Below are 18,099 nucleotides of genomic sequence, written 5' to 3'. Positions count from 1 at the left end.
GGTGCGTCCGGGGATGGGTAGCCGCCGGCACGAGCACCCGTGGCACGGCCCGTCGTTGCGGATGCGCCTGACGCTGATCGCGTCGGGCGCGCTTTTCGTCGCGCTCGTGGTGGGCGCGTTCGCGCTGACCACCGTGCTGAGCCGCACCCGGATCGACGCGCTGGACACGGTCGTCACGGATCGCGTCGCGACGGTCGCTGCTCTCACCGAGGACGACCGCCTGCCCGAGGCGCTACCGGTGGCCGAGCCCGGGGAGATCGTGCAGCTGCTCGACGCCCGGGGCGGCGTGCTGGCGACGTCGCCCAACGCGAGCCGCACGCTGCCGGTCGTGCCGCTCGGCACGCTGCACGTCGGCCGGGGGACGACCGTGGGCCGCACCACGTCGAGCGCGTACGACGACGAGGCCCGGATCGCGGTCCGGTCGGCCACGTACGGTGGCCAGCCGGTGACGGTGGTGGCGACCGTGCCCATCGCGGAGGTGCGCAGCGTGCTCGACGCGCTGCGGCTCGCGCTGGTCATGGTGGTCCCGGTGCTCACGCTGCTGCTCGGGCTGGTCGTCTGGTTGATCCTCGGGCGCGCGCTGCGTCCCGTCGAGGAGCTCCGCCGAGGCGCCGCGCTGGTGGCCTCGACCGGCGGGCCGGGCTCGCTTCCGGTGCCGAGGCGTGACGACGAGCTGGGTGCCCTGGCCAGGACCCTCAACTCGATGCTCGACCGGCTCGAGGCCGGTGCCGCCCGACAGCGGACCTTCGTCGCGGACGCGGCTCATGAGCTGCGCTCACCCCTCGCCACGCTGCGTGCCAGCATCGAGGTCGCGCGTCTGCACCCCGAGGCCTACGACACCGCCGAGCTGGCCGTCGACCTCGAGGCCGAGGTGCTGCGCCTGCAGGCACTGGTCGACGACCTGCTGGTGCTGGCGCGCGTGGGGTCCGGGTCCTCGGAGCGGTCGGACGTGGACCTTGCGGCCGTCGTGCGCGGCGTTCTCCCCATGACGACGGCAACCGTGATCGTGCAGGGCTCAGGACGCGCGTTCGCCGCGGAGGCGTCCGCCGGCCGGGTCGTGCGCAACCTGGTCGACAACGCGGTGCGGCATGCGTCCGCGCAGGTGACCGTCACGGTCGCCGACGGGCTCGTGCGCGTCGACGACGACGGTGCCGGGCTGGACGAAGCCGACTTCGAGCGCGTGTTCGAGCGGTTCGTGCGCCTCGACGAGGCACGCGAACGCGACGCGGGCGGCAGCGGCCTGGGGCTTGCGATCGCCCGGGAGGTGGCCCGCGAGCTGGGCGGTGACATCCTGCTGTCGCGTTCGCCGCTCGGCGGTCTGCGCGCGGATCTGCGGCTGCCGCTCGGCTGACGGTCGGGGTCGTCGCACCGACGTTTCGGGTGGTCGCACCAGGCCGCGGTCCTCGTGGCACCCTGGAACCAGGACCCGCCGGAGGTGACCGATGCGAGAGATAGATCCGACCTCAGACCCCGACGGTGCACCCGTGCGCGACGTCTCGCTCGACGTCGCGCGGTACGTGGCCGACCGGGACGCGGAACGCGACCGTGCGGAGGGCGACGGCGAGGAGCGTCCCGCAGGTCCGGCCCCGATGGCGGGCCGGATGCAGTTCCGGGCCGCCTGGGTGGACCGCGTCGTCGACCAGGCGATCGCGCGCGGGGAGTTCGACAACCTCCCCCTGGCGGGCAAGCCGATCCCGGGGATCGGCGCACGTCACGACCCGGACTGGTGGCTCAAGGCGCTCATCGAGCGCGAGCAGATCTCCGGCGTGCTGCCGGAGGCGATCCAGCTCCGCAAGGATGACGCGGTCCTCGACGAGCGGCTCGACGGTCTGCGCGACGAGGCGCGGGTGCGTGAGGTGCTCGACGAGTTCAACGCCCGGATCGTCGCGGCGCGACGCCAGCTGATGGGCGGGCCACCGGTGGTGACCCCGCTGCGGGACGTCGAGCGGGAGGTCTCGGCGTGGCGTGCACGGCGTGCCGAGCCGCAGCCCGGACCCGTCGTCGAGCCCCGGAGACGGTCCTGGTGGCGGTGAGGCCTACTCGCGGTCCTCGAGCGCCGGCAGGATCGTCGTCGGGATGGCGAACGCCAGGCCGATGAGGGCGATGCCACCGACGAACAGCCAGGCGCCCCAGTCGTAGTTGAACGCGATGGTGAACAGCGCCATCCCACCCAGGAACAGGATCGCGGGGAAGACGAACGAGATCGCGCGTCCCGGCGACTTGTTCTCGTCCTCGCGGTGCGTGATGAGGGGCTGGCTCATGGGTGGTCCTCCGGGTTCGTCGGCACGCTCGACTGCTCTGCGACTGGAGCCAGCCTAGCCAGGCCTGAGGGGTCCGCGGTGCCCGCGCCACGACGCGGGGACCCCCGGTCTCAGGACTCCCAGTTCCAGAACGGGCGCACCTCGAGCGTGCCGAACCGTGCCATGGGGTGGTCGGCGGCGACCTTGACGGCCTCGTCCAGGTCGGCGCACTCGAGCAGGTCGAACCCCGCGATCTGCTCCTGCGTCTCCACGAACGGTCCCTCGGTCACCAGGAGCTTGCCCGAGCGGACCCGGACGGTCCGCCCGTCCTGCGGCGCCTGCAGCCGGTCGCCCTCACGTCGTCGGCCTGCGGCGTCGTGCTCCGCGACCCAGGCCTCGATGTTGTCCTCGGCGGGTACGTAGGGATCCGCTGTCGGGTCGTTCCACACGAGCACAAGGAACTGCATGGTGTCCTCCGTTTGGGGGTCGTCGCTCACATCCTTCACCGCCACGACGTGGGCGCGCGGCGGAAATCGACACTCCGCACCGGGAAATCCCTCAGACCTCGACGCGACCTGCCGACGAGTACACGTAGCCGACTGCATGGGGCCGCCTGGCTGCTTCCCAAGGAGTCAGAGCAATGTCCGGAACCGCTTGGGCGCGTGATCGATCCGTTGCCACGAAGATCCTGGCCGCGGTCGCCATGGGACTGGCCGCCCTCGGGGCGGTCGGCGCGTACGCCGTGGTTTCGCTGGGATCGGTGAGCGACGATGCGTCGAAGCTGTACGCGCAGGGCGTGCGCTCGTACGAGACCCTCGCGGACCTGCGGGACATGGAGGGCGACACCCGCTTCCTGATCCGCGACTACGTGCTCGCCTCCGACGCCGAGAAGCGCAAGGAGCTGGCGCAGGAGATCGCCGAGACCGATGCACAGCTCGACGCGGACGTGGAGGAGTACCTGCGCATCGGCGGTGACAGTCTGGGCGCCCGCGCCGACCTGATGGCATCGTTCCAGGACCGCCTCGCAGACCTGCGCACGGTGCGCGACAGCCAGCTGATCCCAGCGGTCGACCAGGGCGACGGCGCCGGGGCCACCGAGCTGCTCGGACCGTTCAACGCCGCCGACGAGGCGATGGGCGAGCCGATGGACCAGCTGCTCGAGCTGGAGGACGAGGCCGACGCAGCGATGCAGCAGGAGGCGACCTCCACGCGGCAGCACGCGCGTGCCGTGCTCGTCGGGCTGCTCGCGGTCGGCGCCCTGCTGGCGACGACCCTCGGCTGGCTCGTCGCGCGGAACATCTCGCGGACGGTGCGTGAGGTCGCGACCGTCCTCGACCGTCTCGGGCACGGTGACCTCACCGGCCACGTCGAGGTGAGCTCGCAGGACGAGGTCGGTCGGATGGCGACCTCGCTCAACGCCGCGATCGCCACCCTGCGCGACACCGTCGAGCGACTCGCGCGCAGCGCCGGCTCGGTCGCGCGGTACAGCGACCAGGTGACCACCGTCTCCCGGGAGATCCAGCAGGCCGCCGACGAGGTCAGCGTCCGCTCCGACGCGATGTCCGGTGCGGCGCAGGAGATCAGCGCGAGCATCGCCCAGGTGACCGCAGGCGCTACCCAGATGGGCTCGTCGATCCGCGAGATCGCGCAGGGTGCCACGGACGCCGCCGGCGTCGCCGCCGAGGCGGTCGAAGCGGCCGGCCGTACCAACGTCACCGTGGCCCGGCTCGGGGACTCCTCGACCCAGATCGGGGACGTGGTGAAGATGATCACCTCGATCGCCGAGCAGACGAACCTCCTGGCGCTCAACGCGACCATCGAGGCGGCGCGCGCAGGCGAGGCCGGCAAGGGCTTCGCGGTCGTCGCGGGCGAGGTCAAGGAGCTGGCGCACGAGACCGCCAAGGCCACCGAGGTGATCGCACGTCAGGTCGACGCGATCCAGTCCGACAGCGCCGGCGCCGCCGCCGCGATCGCCGACGTCGGCGCCGTGATCGGCCGGGTCAACGACCACACCGCGATGATCGCTGCCGCCGTGGAGGAGCAGACCTCGACCACCAACGAGATCGCCCGCTCCGTGGCCGGTGCCGCGGCCGGGTCGTCGCAGATCACCGACGGGATCGTGACCGTCACCGAGGCCGGCTCGACGACCGCTGCCGCCGGTGAGCGTGGCCTTCAGGCCGCCGACCAGCTCGCGGGAACCAGCCGAGAGCTCAGCGACCTGGTCGAACGGTTCACGCTGGCTCGGCCGGAGCGATCGTCGCGGCCTGTCAACGCATCGGTCGTGCCCGCGCCGCGCGGTGGCCGAACCGCGGTGCCGACGACGCCTGCGTGAGCTCGATCAGCCTGATGACCCGGTGGCGCTGACCGGCCCACGGGGCGAGCAGCTCCAGCATCCCGGCGTCGTCGGTCCGGCGACCCGTGAGCGCCCAGCCGACCAGGTGGGCGAGGTGGAAGTCCCCGACCGAGACGGCATCGGCGTCGCCCAGCGCCCGTGACGAGACCTCGGCAACCGTCCACGGGCCGATCCCACGCACGGTGAGCAGCCGTCGGTAGGCCTCGGCGGTGGGCAGACCGACCGTCTCCTGCAGCCGGGGCGCGACCGCCGCGGCACGCTGGACCGTCCCCGCCCGCTGCTCGTCGACGCCCGCCCGCCGCCAGTCCCACACCGGAACGGCGAGCCAGGTGGCGGCGTCGGGCGGCACGCGCAAGGTGCTCGGGCCTGGCCCCGGTGCCGGGGACCCGTGCTGCCGGACCAGCCTGCGCCACGAGGCCTGGGCGTCCAGGCCGACCACCTTCTGCTCGAGGATCGCGGGCACGAGGGCCTCGAGCACGTTGCCCGAACGCGTGATGCGCAGGCCGGGCAGTCGCCGGTGCGCGTCGTGGACCACCCGGTGCAGGCGGGAGTCGAACCCGTCCCCGGAGTCGCGCGCACCGAGCAGGTCCGGTGTCTCGGCCAGGGCCCGCTCGGCACCCGGACCCCAGGTCGTGACGTGGACACCGTCGGCGCGCGGACGCAGGTGCCGGGTGGCGGGTCCGTCGGTCGTGCGGGTGGCCTGCCAGACGCCCCCGTCCGGGGCGAACGACCAGGCCGGGTCGCCGCCGCCACGGCGCAGGGTGCGCAGCGTGAGCCGCACGTCGAGCGGAGCGGCCGGCCGGTAGACGCTCGTGAGCGGCGGCGCGGCCGGGTCGTCGTCGGGAGGGCCGGGAGCGCCGGGCGTCCGCGGCTCCGCCGGGTCGGCGACGGGGACGGTGTGGGACACGCCCTCCACTATGCGCCGCAGCCGGCGCGATCGCGGACTCCGGTCGAGATCCGCGTCCTGCACCCTCGCCGCGCAGGCACCGGGCGCTCGTGCACGAAAGGATGCCCGCATGACCATCCGCACCGGGATCTCGGGCTGGCGCTACGCGCCGTGGCGCGGTGTGTTCTATCCGCAGGGCCTCCCGCAGCGCAGCGAGCTGGAGTTCGCGTCCAGCCGCCTGACGTCGATCGAGATCAACGGCTCGTTCTACGCGCTCCAGAGGCCGGAGAGCTTCCTGGCGTGGTCGGCACAGACGCCCGACGACTTCCTCTTCTCGGTCAAGGCGCCGCGGTTCATCACCCATATGAAGAAGCTGGCCGACGTCCGCACCCCGGTCGCCAACTTCCTGGCCAGCGGTGTGCTGGCGCTCGGCCCGAAGCTCGGGCCGATGCTCTGGCAGCTGCCGCCGAACCTGGGGTACCACCCTGACCGGCTGGCGGCGTTCTTCGAGCTCCTGCCGCGGAGCACCGCCGCGGCGGCCGAGCTGGCGGCCGCGCACGACGAGCGCCTCGACGACCGCGCGTGGACCACGACCGACGCCGACCGCCCGCTGCGCCACGTGCTCGAGGTCCGGCACACCACGTTCGAGGTCCCGTCGTTCATCGAGCTCCTGCGCGAGCACGACATCGGGACGGTCGTCTCCGACGCCGACGGCCGGTGGCCGGTCATCGAGGACGTCACCTCCGACCTGGTGTACCTGCGGCTGCACGGCGACAAGGAGCTGTACGCCAGCGGCTACGACGACGAGAGCCTCGACCGCTGGGCGTCCCGCGTGCGGGCCTGGGCCGACGGCGGCGAGCCCGCGGACGTCCGTCGGCTCGCGGCTGCGGCCCCGCCGGCCGCCGGCCGCGACGTCTTCGTGTACTTCGACAACGACATCAAGGTCCGAGCGCCGTACGACGCCATGGCGCTCGCCGCCCGGCTGGGGATCGGACCGACGGACCGCTGAGACGGGTGGTCAGTGCCCCCGGAGGCGCTCGATCAGGCGGCGGTCCCGCTTGGTCGGCCGGCCAGCTCCGCGGTCACGCGTGCCGGCGGCGATGTGCTCCTTCGGCGGGGGTGCGGGGGAGCGGTCGAGGTAGCACGTCACCGCGACGGGTGCGCCGACGCGCTTCACGACCGTCCGCTGCACGACGACGATCCGTTCGCGTTCACCGCCCCGCACGTGCACCTCGTCGCCCGGGACGACCATCGTCGCCGGCTTGGCGCGCTCCCCGTTGACGCGGACGTGACCGGCCTTGCACGCGGCGCCCGCCGCCGACCTCGTCGGGAAGAGGCGGACCGCCCAGGTCCAGGCGTCCACCCGCGCACGCGTCACCTCGCTCACCGAGCGAGCCTCTCATGCGCGGGTGGGCGCCCTGCGGTCAGTCCCGCAGCGACAGGTACTTCGTGATGAGCGCCTGCGTCGACGGGTCCTGTGCGGCCAGTGCCGCCGCGTCGCCCTGGACCGCGGGTGCGACCTCGAGCGCGAGCTTCTTGCCCAGCTCGACACCCCACTGGTCGAACGAGTCGATGCCCCAGACCACGCCCTGGACGAACGTGATGTGCTCGTAGAGCGCGATCAGCTGACCGAGCACGGACGGCGTGAGCGAGCCCGCGAGGATCGACGTCGTCGGGCGGTTCCCGGAGAACACCCGGGCGGGGACGATCTCCTCGGCCGTGCCCTCGGCGCGCACCTCGTCGGCGGTCTTGCCGAACGCGAGGGCCTTCGTCTGCGCGAAGTAGTTGGCCAAGAACAGGCTGTGCACGTCGACGCCGTCGTCGGCGAGCGGGTGCGCCGGGTTGGCGACCGCGATGAAGTCGGCCGGGATGAGCCGGGTGCCCTGGTGGATCAGCTGGTAGAACGCGTGCTGGCCGTTGGTGCCGGGCTCGCCCCAGAACACCTCACCCGTCGCCGTCGTGACGGGGGTGCCGTCCCAGCGCACCGACTTGCCGTTGGACTCCATGGTCAGCTGCTGCAGGTAGGCCGGGAAGCGGTGCAGGTACTGCGCGTACGGCAGGACCGCGTGCGTGTGGGCGCCGAGGAAGTTGACGTACCAGATGTTGAGCAGGCCCATGAGGACGGGCACGTTCTGCGCGAACGGCGTGCTCGCCACGTGCTCGTCGACCGCGTGGAAGCCCGCGAGGAAGTCACGGAACCCGTCCGGGCCGATGGCGATCGCGAGCGACGTGCCGATCGTGGAGTCCACCGAGTAGCGTCCGCCGACCCAGTCCCAGAAACCGAACGCGTTGGTCGGGTCGATGCCGAACGCGGCGACCTTGTCCAGGGCGGTCGAGACGGCGACGAAGTGCTTGGCGACGGCCGCGTTGCGCGATGCGTCGTCATCGGCGGTGCCCAGCTGCTCCCACAGCCAGGTGCGCGCCAGGCGGGCGTTGGTGAGCGTCTCGAGGGTGCCGAACGTCTTGGACGCGACGATGAACAGCGTCGTGGTCGGGTCGAGGCCCTTGACCTTCTCGGCGAGGTCGGTCGGGTCGATGTTGGAGACGAACCGCACCTCGAGACCGTCCTGCACGTACGGCTTGAGCGCCTCGTACGCCATGACAGGACCCAGGTCGGAGCCGCCGATGCCGATGTTCACGACCGTCTTCACGCGCTCCCCGGTCACACCGGTCCACGCGCCCGAGCGCACCTTGTCCGCGAACGCGTACATCTTGTCCAGCTCGGCCTGCACGTCGGTGTCGATCTGCTGACCGTCGACGACGAGCGGGGGCGTCGCACCTGCCGGACGGCGCAGTGCCGTGTGCAGGACCGCACGGTCCTCGGTCACGTTGATGTGGTCGCCGCGGAGCTGGGCCTGCAGGCGGTCCGCGAGGCCGACCTCCTCGGCGAGCTGCAGCAGGAGCGCGACGGTCCCGTCGGTGACCAGGTTCTTCGACAGGTCGACGGTGAGGTCGGCCAGCGGGAGCGTGAGTCGCGTGGCGCGCTCGGGATCGTCTGCGAACCACGCGCGCAGGTCGGGCGTCAGCGTCGACTCGTGTGCGCTGAGCTCCTGCCAGGCGGTCGTGGCAGTGGCGTCGACGGGGGGCGTGGGCACGGTGGTGGTTCCCTCTCTGCGGGCGTTCTCCGGCTCGTGTGTGCGGGCGGGCCGGCGAACGGCCCGACGCGGTGCCGGGGTCGAGGTCCAACCTATTGCGCGCGCCGGTGGTGCCGCACGGGACGTCCGACCCGGATCGGCCCGCACCCGGTCCGGGCCGTCTAGGGTGTGCGGCATGTCGCGCGTCCCCACCGCTGTCCTCGCGGGGCTGACCCTCGTGGTCGGGTTCGCCGTCGCACAGGCGACCGGCGTCCGCGCCCTCGGCGGCGCGGTGCTGCTCGCGGGCGTGGCCTGGTGCGCCGTCCGTGCTCGGTCCGCGGGCTGGTGGCGGGTGGCCCTCGTGGTGCTGACCGGCGCTGTCTGCTTCGTCGCGTCCCACCTCCTCGCGCCCCGTCTCGGTGCCTGGCCATCGGTCGTGCTCGTCGCGCTGCTGCTCGGGGTGGTGACGTACGTGCTGGTGGACGCACGGACCCGCACACCGGCAGCGGCGGTCTGAGCCTTCGGGCGCCGGCCAGGATGTCCCGATGACCCTCCTGGTCTGCTGCGGGCTCGCGACGCTCGACGTCGTCCAGGTGGTCGACCACGTCCCGGGTGCGAACGAGAAGCTCGTCGCCCAGGACCTGACGGTGATGTTCGGCGGTCCGGCCGCGAACGCGGCGGCCACGGCCGTAGCGCTCGGGGTGCCCACGGTCCTGGTCACCGCGCTCGGCGTGGGTCCGGTCGCCGACCTCGTGCGGGAAGGGCTGCAGGCCGCCGGCGTCGAGGTCGTCGACCTGCTCGACGGTGTCGTCGGGTCGCCCGCCGTGTCGACGGTCCTGGTGACGCGCTCGACGGGTGAACGGGCCGTCGTGTCCGTGAACGCCACCGGTGCGGCGGACCTGACGCCGAACCCGTCGGCCCTCGACGCAGCCATGGCCGCGACCGCGATGCTCGTCGACGGGCACCATCTCACCGCGGTGGAGGTGCTTGCCGGCGCGGTGCGCGCGCCCGTCGTGCTCGACGGAGGCAGCTGGAAGCCCGGTCTGGGACGGCTGCTCGCGCACGTCGACCACGCGGTCCTGTCCGCGGACTTCGCGATGCCCGGGGTCGCCCAGGCGGACCTCCTGGCCGCCGTCGCAGCCCATGGCCCTGCGACGGTCGCTCGCACGGCTGGTGCCGGCCCGGTCCGGATCCGGTTCAGCGGTCCGCCCGTCGAGCTGATCGAGGTGTCGCCGCCTGAGGTCCCGCTCGCCGACGTGGTCGACACCCTGGGTGCAGGCGACGTGCTGCACGGTGCCATCGGGGCTGCGCTGGCCCGTGGCGTCGAGATCGGCGACGCCATCCGCGGCGGCGTGCGACACGCGTCCGAGTCCGTCCGTCACCCCGGAGCGCGCGGTTGGCTCACCCGCTGACCTCCGGCCCCGCCTCGTCCGAACGGCCGACCCGCTCGTGCTCGGGCGGCCGATCCGCGCGCCAGCTGGGGATGCCTAGGCTGCACTCGTGATCGCCGCACTCCGTCGCCTCTGGGCCGCACCCCGCAGCCCGGGCGCGCCCGAGCGGGTCTGGCGCGACTGGGTGCTCGTCGGCGTCCTGCTGTGGCTCTCGGTCGTCGAGGTGGTGGCCCGCACCATCCACTGGCTGCCCGTCTCGATCCCCATGGCGCTCGCGGCCATCGGCGCGTTGCTGATCCGCCGGACCCGTCCGCTGCTCGCGGTCGCGGTGGCCTACGGTGCCGTCCTCGCCGTGGACCTCGCCAGCATCTCCCGGTACGACGAGTCGGTCGGGCTGTACACCACCGCCTCCATCCTCGTCCTGTCGTACGCGCTGTGCCGGTGGGGGAGCGGTCGGGAGGTCGCGCTCGGCATGGTGCTGATCGTGTCCACCGGCGTGGCGGGGATCGCCGGGCACTACACCACCGTCGCGGAGACGATCGGTGAGGCGGTGTTCTTCCTCTCACCGTGCGTGCTCGGCGGTGTCGTGCGACTCGCCTCCACCGCACGTCTGCGCGAGACCGACCAGGTCAAGCTGCGGGAGCGCGAGATGCTGGCGCGCGAGCTCCACGACACCGTGGCGCACCACGTGTCGGCGATCGCCATCCGCGCGCAGGCCGGACGGGTCGTCGCGGCGGCGGACCCGTCGGCCGCGGTCGACGCCCTCGCCGTGATCGAGGGTGAGGCGACCCGCGCCCTGAGCGAGATGCGTCTCATGGTGCGCACGCTCCGCGAGGGGGACGAGGTCGACCTCGCACCCCAGCGCGGTGTCGACGACATCGAGCGCCTGGCGTTCGGCACCGTCCCACCCGTGGACGTGTCCCTGCGTGGGCCGCTCGACGACCTGCGGCCGACCGTCGGGGCCGCCGTCTACCGCCTCGCGCAGGAGTCGATCACCAACGCCGTGCGTCACTCGCGCCACGCGACGCGCATCACCGTGCAGGTCACGGGCTCGGACGACGCCGTCCACCTCATGGTCGTCGACGACGGCGAGCCGCACGTGACCGGGCGCGGCTGGACCGGCTACGGGCTGATCGGCATGACCGAGCGGGCCGCCCTGCTCGGCGGAACCCTCGCGGCCGGGCCGGGCGCCGAACGTGGCTGGACGGTCGACGCCGTCCTGCCCAAGTCAGGAGCGTCCCGATGACGACCACCGTGCTCGTGGCCGACGACCAGGAGCTCGTGCGTACGGGTCTCACGATGATCCTGGACGCCCAGGAGGGCATCGAGGTGGTCGGCCAGGCCGCCGACGGGCGGTCGGCCGTCTCGATGGCCCGCCGCCTGCGACCCGACGTGTGCCTGTTCGACATCCGGATGCCCGGGCTCGACGGCATCGAGGCGACCAGACAGCTGGCCGGTCCCGCCGTCGCCGACCCGATGGCGGTCGTCGTGATCACGACCTTCGACCTCGACGAGTACGTGCACGGGGCGCTGCAGGCAGGGGCCCGTGGCTTCCTGCTCAAGGACGCGGGCCCGGAGCTGCTCGTGCAGGCGATCCATGCGGCTGCCGACGGCGACGCCCTGATCGCGCCCAGCATCACGCGCCGCCTGCTCGCCGTGTTCTCCGAGGCGCGAGGTGGTCCGCCGGCTCAGCCGCTGGCGCCGTTGACGACTCGCGAGGAGGACGTGCTGGTCACGGTTGCGCGGGGTCGCACCAACGCGGAGATCGCCGACGAGCTGCACATCAGCATGAGCACCGTGAAGACCCACCTGGCGAGCCTCATGGGGAAGCTCGGGGTGCGGAACCGGGTCGAGCTGGCGATGTGGGCCTACGAGACGGGGCGGATGAAGGGCTGAGGTCGGCCCTCACCAACGACGCGTCTGCGGGTCAGCTCCGGGTCGCCCGACGTCGCACCGACGCGCGAGCGGCTGATCCTACGAGGAGCGCCAGCGCACCCAGAGCGGTCAGGCCCCGGACGTCCCCGGAGCCGGTGGTCGCCAGCGACGCCGGCGCCGTGCCTGGCGAAGGGCTCTGCGTGGTCGCTGACGTGGGCGTCGGCGCGGGCACGGGCGCCGGCAGGGCGCGCGATCCGATGCGCACGAGGGTGCCCGACGGGCCGACCGCGAAGGTCTCCTCCCCGGAGACCGCCGACCCGTCCAACGCCGTGCCCGTGAAGGTCAGCGCGTGGTCGGTCGCCTCCAGGCCCGACGGAAGAGCGCCGGTCACGGCCACCGTGCCGTCCGCGAGGACGACAGCGCGAGCGAGCTCGACCGGTGCCGAGTGGACGACCACGACGGCGTCACTGCCCGGCCGAAGGCCGGTGCCCTTGGCCGTGAACCCCGCGCCCGCGGCTGCTGTCCCGAGCTCGGCGCCGATGGTCACGGTGGCGGAGACCGCCGAGGCCGGCACCTGGACGGTGGCGGAGGCGTGTGCCGCGAGCGTGTGCGCGTCGCCTGCGGATTCCGCGGTGACCGTACACGAGCCGGAGTTGACCGCCCGGACCCGGCCGCCGTCGAGGACGCACGCGCCTGCGGCCATCAGGGTGACGGGCAGACCGACCGACGACGTGGCGGTGACCACGGCTGACGAGCCCAGGGTCAGCGCTCCGAGGGGTGCGATCGTGACGGAGTGCGCCCGCCGGGCGACGACGAACGTGCGCGTCACCGGGGACGCCGCAGCGACCTCGGTGGTGCCGTCCTGGGTCGCTGACACCGTGCACGTGCCCGTGCCGGTTGCCGACAACGTCGGCCCGTCCAGCGTGCACGCGCCGCTCGCGACGACCGTGACGGGCAGGCCTTCGGTCGAGATGGCCGCCAGCGGCAGCCCGGTGTCCCCGAAGGCGGCTGCCGCGGGCGCGACGAGGGACAGGGTCTGCGTGCGCTTCCCGACGGTCGTGGTCGCTTCCGCCGACGACGGCAGGTACGGGTTCGATCCGGCGTAGGCGGCGGTGAGCGACGAGGAGCCGGCGGCGTGCGTGAGGCCGTCGAGGCGTGCGACGCCTGAGACGAGCGGCACCGTGACGACCGCGCCGCCGTCGACGGTGAGGTCGACCGCACCCGCAGGGACGCCGGGGTCCGCGCCGGTGACGGTCGCGAGCACGGCGTAGGTCTGCCCGCTGGAGGGCGCTGCAGGGTCGGTGCGCAGCGCGATCGACGACGCGACGCCCGGTGTCACGACGACGGGCCCCGAGGCGGGGCCGCTGCCGAGAGCGTTGGTCGCGGTCACGGTGATGGTGACGGGTTCGAGGTTGGTGAGACCGGTGACCGTGGTCAGGGTGGCCGGTGGGTTCCCGGCGACCGTCGCGCACGTCCAGGCCGGCTTGGTAGCAGTCCGGCACGTCAGGCCGTACCTCGTGAGGGCAGTGCCGACCGGCGCCGACCACGCCACGGCGGCGCTGCCGTCGCCGGCGGTTGCCGTGAGGCCGGAGGGAGCGCCGGCGAAGTAGTCCGCGGTGATCCTCATGGTGGCCGTGCCGGTTGCGACGTAGCCGCCGAGCCCGAGGCGGTAGCTGGTACCGCCGACCACGTCGGCGGAGATGCGGGGGTGGAAGAGGGGGTCGTCGGACCCGTCGTCGGTCGTCACGAACCGGCCGTTCTCGGTCCACAGCTCGAGCGTGGCGTCATAGTTCGACCCCGTGACGCTGACCGACAGGCGCGCGTTCGACGACGGCGTGAACGAGAACCAGGTCGCGTACGGCCAGAACGACGGGGACGTCTCGTTGCCGAAGAAGTTCGGGTCGGCGCCGACGTTGGATGTGGTGAGCCACCCGTTGAGGCCCGGAACCGGCAGGGGGACCGCAGACCTGAACGAGCCCCCGGTGGCCGGGTCGGCGGAGGCCGCGGTGGACCCCGCGACGGCACCCAGTGCGAGCACGGCCAGGGCGGCGAGCGTGGCGACGGCACGCGGTGCGCGTCGATTCCGTCGGGCACGGGGGGACGGAAGCGCGAGCATGCGCATGGTTCTCCACATCGGGGCTGTGCAACACAGGACTGGACGCGCGCTGCCGTCGCGTTGACCCCGATCGAACCAGAAATAGGGCTTCTGACCTGGGGCATCGGTTCCGTGCCGGTTTGCGGACCGGACGAATCCGACGTACCACCACGGGTTTCACCCGGCGTGCCCACATCCTGGACGTACGGCCGTCGCCACGTCGTCGCCTGCTGGCCGCGGGACCTGGACAGCCGTTCTCGCGATCGTGCCCCGCGGCGTCGTGCACGTGCCTCGAGCGAGGTCAGGACGTGCGCAGTGCGTCCCTGACCAGAGGAGCGATCCGGGTGCCGAGGAGCTCGATCGACTTCAGCGACTCGAGGTGCGGGACGCCGGACAGGTCCATCTGGAAGGACTGGCGGTCGTGGTGCAGCACCTCGTGCAGGGCGACGATCCGCTCGGCGATCTGCTCGGGTTCACCGACGAAGTAGGCGCCGCCGCGCGCGGCCTGCGACTCGTACGAGATCCGGTTGGGCATCGGGAACCCGCGCTCGGCCGAGATGCGGGCCATGGACTCGTGCCAGTACGGGTAGAAGAAGTCGCGGGCCGCCTTGCCGTCGTCGGCGAAGTAGCCCATGCCGGCCACCGACACGAACGGGGACGACGCGTCATGGCCCGACCGCTGGTGCGCACCGCGGTAGAGGTCCACCAAGGGTGCGAACGACGCGGGCTGGCCACCGATGATCGCGTAGCTGATCGGCAGCCCGAGCGCGCCGGCGCGGATCGACGACTGCGGGTTGCCGCCGGTGGCCACGGCGATGCTCAGGTGCGGCCCGCGGTCCGCGTGGTCGAACGGCCGGGGGAGGACCAGGGCGTCCTCGAGCGGCGGTCGGAACCGGCCCGACCACGTCACGCGCTCGGCGGCGTCGAGCTGCAGGAGCAGCTGGATCTTCTCGTCGTACAGCGCGTCGTAGTCGTCGAGCGACGCCCCGAAGAGGGGGTACGACTCGATGAACGACCCGCGGCCGGCGAGCAGCTCCACCCGTCCTTCGGACAGGAGGTCCATCGTCGCGAACTGCTGGTACACGCGGACGGGGTCTTCCGTGGACAGGACGGTCACGGCGCTCCCGACCGTGATCCGGGACGTCTGGGCGAGCGCTGCGGCGATCACGGTCGAGGGCGACGAGATGGCGTAGTCGGGCCGGTGGTGCTCCCCGACACCGACGTAGTCGAGGCCGACCTCCTCGACCAGGCGGATCCGTTCGAGGACCTCGCGCAGGCGCCGACCCGGGCTCGTGACCTCGCCGGAGACGGGGTCGGGGTGGACGTCGCCGAACGTGTACATCCCGAGTTCCATGTCCATGCGAACGCATCCATCACCCGCGGTGTTCCCGCGGGTCCACCCGGAGCGGTCCGTAGAGCCGCAGGTCAGAGCGACGGGACCCGCGCCGGGAGGCCGAGCGTTAACGGGAAGTCATCCCATGAAACGCTCGTGTGAACGTCTTGTCACGATGTGATCACGGTCACGCGAGAGGGTTGACACTGATTAGTAAGGAAGGTCTACTAACAAACATGACAGCGACGACGCGGCCGCCCGCGGCAGCCCGGGGAGTCGGTCGGGCCCTGCGCCCCACCGGCAAGGTGCTCCCCGAGCACGCACGCGCGCACAACCGGTCGCTCGTCCTCGCTCACCTGTTCCACATCGGCCCCGCGTCTCGCGCCGACATCGCCCGCAGCACCGGCCTCACGCGGGTCACGGTCTCCGGCCTGGTGGCCGACCTGATCGCCGAAGCCCTCGTCGAGGAGCTCGGCGTCCGGGTCGACGGCAAGGTCGGCAAGCCCGCCACCATGGTCGGGATGCGCACCGAGGCGTTCCAGATCGTCGCGGTCGACCTCACGGACGACTCTCGACTCCTCGGCGCGGTTCTGACCCTCGTCGGCGACGTGGTCGTCCGGCGTTCCGAGGCGATCGAGGGCCGCACGGGGGAGTCGGCGGTCGAGCTGCTCGAGACGCTCTGCCGCGACCTGCTCGAGGCTGCCACACGCCCGGTCATCGGCGTCGGCATCGCCTCCCCGGGCGTCATCGACCTCGCCGGCAACGTCGTGCAGGCCCCGAACCGCGGCTGGTACGACATGCCGCTGGCGGCCCACCTGACCGAGCGTCTCGGCGTCCCCGTGCACGTCGCCAACGACGCCAACACGCGCGCCCTGGGCGAGTTCACCTACGGCTCGGCCGCAGGGTCGGGGTGCATGGTGATCACGGTCGGGCAGGGTGTCGGTGCCGGCATCGTCGTCGACGGTGCCCTCGTGCGCGGTCGGCACCACGCTGCAGGGGAGATCGGCCACGTCACCGTCGTGGACGGCGACCTGCGCGACGAGCCCCCGCTGGACTGCGCCTGCGGCCGCGCCGGCTGCCTCGAGACCGTGCTGAGCGTGCCGGCCCTGCGCCGCCGCACCGCGGGCCTCACCCCAGAAGAGTCCGACGCCGCACTGGCGTCGGTCGGACGGCTGCTGGGCATCGCCCTGGCACCCGTCGTCAGCGCCCTCGACCTCGCCGAGGTCCTGCTCTCCGGTCCGCCGGAGCTGTTGGACGGACCTCTGCGGGATGCGGCGCTCACCACCGTCCGCGCACGGACCATGCCCGTCATCGGAGACGGCCTGGCGATGCGGATGGGATCGCTCGACGAGGACGGGGCTCTCGCTGGTGCGGCAGTCCTCGTCCTGTCGGGCCAGCTGGGGGTCTCGTGACGACCTCCAGCCGGCCCACTGCAGGTCGGAAGAAACCCCTGGCGACGCCGCTCGGCGATCGTCTCGCTCACGGGAGGAACCCCAACGTGAAGATCCTACGTTTCGCGGCCGTCGGCGTGGCGGCGACGCTCGCTCTCGCCGCCTGCGGCAACAGCGACGACGCTTCGGACACCTCGTCCGAGTCGGCAGCGGCCCCGGAGGCCGCCACGATCAAGCTGTGGCTCAACGGGACCGACACCCCGCAGGAGCTGCGCGACTACCTCACGACGACGTTCGAGGCCGAGAACCCGGGCTCGAAGCTCGTCATCGAGGAGCAGGACTGGAACGGTCTGGTCCCGCGCCTGCAGACCGCGCTCTCGTCGGCCGACCAGACCCCGGACGTCGTCGAGATCGGCAACACGCAGTCGCCGACCTTCACGTACGCCGGCGCTTTCGCCGACATCACCGACATGTACGACGAGCTGGGCGGCGACAAGCTGCTCCCCGGCTTCGTCGACGCCGGTAGCGCCGACGACAAGTTCTACGCCGCTCCGTACTACTCCGGTGCGCGTGCCGTGTTCTACAACAAGGACGCGTTCGCCGCGGCGGGCGTCGAGGTTCCCAGCACCCTTGCCGAGTTCACCACGGCCGCCCAGGCGCTCCAGGCCGCGAACCCCGCGGGCTCCGGCTTCTGGCTGCCGGGTCAGGACTGGTACAACGGCGCCGCGTGGCTCTACACCAACGGTGGCAACTTCGCGGTCAAGGACGGCGACACCTGGAAGGGTGCGCTCTCCGACGCCGACTCCATCAAGGGTCTCGAGCAGGTCCAGGAGCTGTTCAAGACGGCGACCAAGGCTCCGGCCGACAGCGACTCCAACGAGCCGTGGGTCCCGTTCAACAACGGCCAGGCCGCCATGTTCTCCGCGCCCACCTGGGCCCGGTGGAGCATCGACCTCCCCGCGTGCAACAAGGCCGTGGCCAAGGACGACGAGTCCGACGCCGCGAAGGCCCTGCGCACCGAGCAGCAGACCTGCAACGAGGAGCACACCGGCGTCTTCCCGCTCCCGGGCATCGAGGCCGGAACGTACGCGAACGGCTTCGCGGGCGGCTCGAACATCGCCGTCGCGGCGAAGTCGAAGCACCCGGAGCTCGCCAAGAGCCTGCTGAAGATCATGTTCACGGAGAAGTTCCAGAACATGCTCGGTGAGAACGGGCTCATCCCGGGCAACACCGAGTACGCCTCCTCGATGGGTGACGACGTCTACGCCAAGGCCGCCGTCTCCGCGGCGCTCGCAGCCAAGCTCACGCCGGCCGCCGAGAACTGGGCCAAGGTCGAGGGCGACCGCATCCTCGAGGACTTCTTCCAGCAGCTCGCCACGGGCGCCGACGTCAAGACTGCAGCCGCCGAGGCGGACAAGCAGATCGAGGCCGCGCTCAACTGATCGCCTCGGCCGGCCCTCG

At 72.3% G+C, this 18,099-nt stretch carries 17 protein-coding genes; 10 read left to right on the top strand and 7 right to left on the bottom strand.

The window, feature by feature from the left end; genetic code table 11:
• Nucleotides 1-13 precede the first annotated feature (13 nt).
• Nucleotides 14-1,351, top strand: a complete 1,338-nt coding sequence (locus tag N553_RS0114885) for a HAMP domain-containing sensor histidine kinase (RefSeq protein ID WP_028047191.1) — start codon at nt 14-16, stop codon at nt 1,349-1,351.
• 133 nt (nt 1,352-1,484) lie between these two features.
• On the top strand, nt 1,485-2,033 hold the full coding sequence (locus N553_RS0114880) for a DUF1992 domain-containing protein (RefSeq protein WP_028047190.1): 549 nt from the start codon (nt 1,485-1,487) through the stop codon (nt 2,031-2,033).
• A gap of 3 nt (nt 2,034-2,036) precedes the next feature.
• Here the strand turns inward: N553_RS0114880 and N553_RS0114875 are convergent, their stop codons facing one another.
• Nucleotides 2,037-2,261: a hypothetical protein gene (locus N553_RS0114875; RefSeq protein ID WP_028047189.1), complete on the bottom strand. Its 225-nt coding sequence runs from the start codon at nt 2,259-2,261 to the stop codon at nt 2,037-2,039.
• A gap of 110 nt (nt 2,262-2,371) precedes the next feature.
• The gene (locus tag N553_RS0114870) at nt 2,372-2,707 is read right to left on the bottom strand and encodes a YciI family protein (protein ID WP_028047188.1); all 336 of its coding nucleotides are present in this window, start codon (nt 2,705-2,707) and stop codon (nt 2,372-2,374) included.
• A 173-nt stretch (nt 2,708-2,880) separates the two neighbouring features.
• On the opposite strand from N553_RS0114870, the gene N553_RS22920 reads away from it, so the two are divergent.
• Nucleotides 2,881-4,572, top strand: coding sequence for a methyl-accepting chemotaxis protein (locus N553_RS22920; RefSeq protein WP_081844625.1), 1,692 nt, complete (start codon nt 2,881-2,883; stop codon nt 4,570-4,572).
• Here the strand turns inward: N553_RS22920 and N553_RS22915 are convergent.
• On the bottom strand, nt 4,508-5,500 hold the full coding sequence (locus N553_RS22915) for a DNA-3-methyladenine glycosylase (RefSeq protein WP_231505288.1): 993 nt from the start codon (nt 5,498-5,500) through the stop codon (nt 4,508-4,510). The genes N553_RS22920 and N553_RS22915 overlap by 65 nt on opposite strands.
• Before the next feature lie 109 nt (nt 5,501-5,609).
• Here N553_RS22915 and N553_RS0114855 point away from each other — a divergent pair, with 109 nt between their 5' ends.
• On the top strand, nt 5,610-6,488 hold the full coding sequence (locus N553_RS0114855) for a DUF72 domain-containing protein (protein ID WP_028047187.1): 879 nt from the start codon (nt 5,610-5,612) through the stop codon (nt 6,486-6,488).
• A 9-nt stretch (nt 6,489-6,497) separates the two neighbouring features.
• On the opposite strand, the gene N553_RS0114850 is transcribed toward N553_RS0114855, so the two are convergent.
• On the bottom strand, nt 6,498-6,866 hold the full coding sequence (locus N553_RS0114850) for an RNA-binding S4 domain-containing protein (RefSeq protein WP_028047186.1): 369 nt from the start codon (nt 6,864-6,866) through the stop codon (nt 6,498-6,500).
• 37 nt (nt 6,867-6,903) lie between these two features.
• Nucleotides 6,904-8,574, bottom strand: coding sequence for a glucose-6-phosphate isomerase (gene pgi, locus N553_RS0114845; RefSeq protein WP_028047185.1), 1,671 nt, complete (start codon nt 8,572-8,574; stop codon nt 6,904-6,906).
• Nucleotides 8,575-8,749: 175 nt separating this feature from the next.
• On the opposite strand from pgi, the gene N553_RS0114840 reads away from it, so the two are divergent.
• The 4 genes from N553_RS0114840 to N553_RS0114825 all read left to right on the top strand — a co-directional run bounded on the left by N553_RS0114840 (nt 8,750) and on the right by N553_RS0114825 (nt 11,840).
• Nucleotides 8,750-9,070 (top strand): hypothetical protein, encoded by a 321-nt coding sequence (locus N553_RS0114840; RefSeq protein WP_028047184.1) that lies wholly within the window; start codon nt 8,750-8,752, stop codon nt 9,068-9,070.
• A gap of 28 nt (nt 9,071-9,098) precedes the next feature.
• A complete protein-coding gene (locus N553_RS0114835; protein ID WP_034622573.1) occupies nt 9,099-9,965 on the top strand; it encodes a PfkB family carbohydrate kinase in 867 nt (288 codons plus the stop codon).
• Nucleotides 9,966-10,053: 88 nt separating this feature from the next.
• Entirely contained in the window at nt 10,054-11,190 is a 1,137-nt protein-coding gene (locus tag N553_RS0114830) for a sensor histidine kinase (protein ID WP_028047182.1), read from the top strand.
• Nucleotides 11,187-11,840, top strand: a complete 654-nt coding sequence (locus N553_RS0114825) for a response regulator transcription factor (protein ID WP_028047181.1) — start codon at nt 11,187-11,189, stop codon at nt 11,838-11,840. The genes N553_RS0114830 and N553_RS0114825 overlap by 4 nt, the downstream gene beginning before the upstream one ends.
• 31 nt (nt 11,841-11,871) lie before the next feature.
• Here N553_RS0114825 and N553_RS0114820 read toward each other — a convergent pair whose 3' ends face one another.
• Nucleotides 11,872-13,935: an Ig-like domain repeat protein gene (locus N553_RS0114820; protein WP_028047180.1), complete on the bottom strand. Its 2,064-nt coding sequence runs from the start codon at nt 13,933-13,935 to the stop codon at nt 11,872-11,874.
• 280 nt (nt 13,936-14,215) lie between these two features.
• Entirely contained in the window at nt 14,216-15,274 is a 1,059-nt protein-coding gene (locus N553_RS0114815; protein WP_231505287.1) for an LLM class flavin-dependent oxidoreductase, read from the bottom strand.
• 209 nt (nt 15,275-15,483) lie between these two features.
• Between N553_RS0114815 and N553_RS0114810 the strand changes: the two genes are divergently transcribed.
• Together N553_RS0114810 and N553_RS0114805 are read left to right on the top strand one after the other, a co-directional pair.
• Nucleotides 15,484-16,659 carry an ROK family transcriptional regulator gene (locus tag N553_RS0114810; RefSeq protein ID WP_028047178.1) on the top strand — a complete coding sequence of 392 codons (1,176 nt, stop codon included), beginning with the start codon at nt 15,484-15,486 and terminating at the stop codon, nt 16,657-16,659.
• Nucleotides 16,660-16,745: 86 nt separating this feature from the next.
• Complete coding sequence (locus N553_RS0114805; protein WP_028047177.1) at nt 16,746-18,080, top strand: extracellular solute-binding protein; 1,335 nt, start codon at nt 16,746-16,748, stop codon at nt 18,078-18,080.
• Nucleotides 18,081-18,099: the final 19 nt, after the last annotated feature.

It is taken from the genome of Cellulomonas sp. URHE0023 (assembly GCF_000688475.1).
GTDB lineage: Bacteria > Actinomycetota > Actinomycetes > Actinomycetales > Cellulomonadaceae > Cellulomonas.
This window is presented reverse-complemented; position numbering and strand designations above follow the sequence as displayed.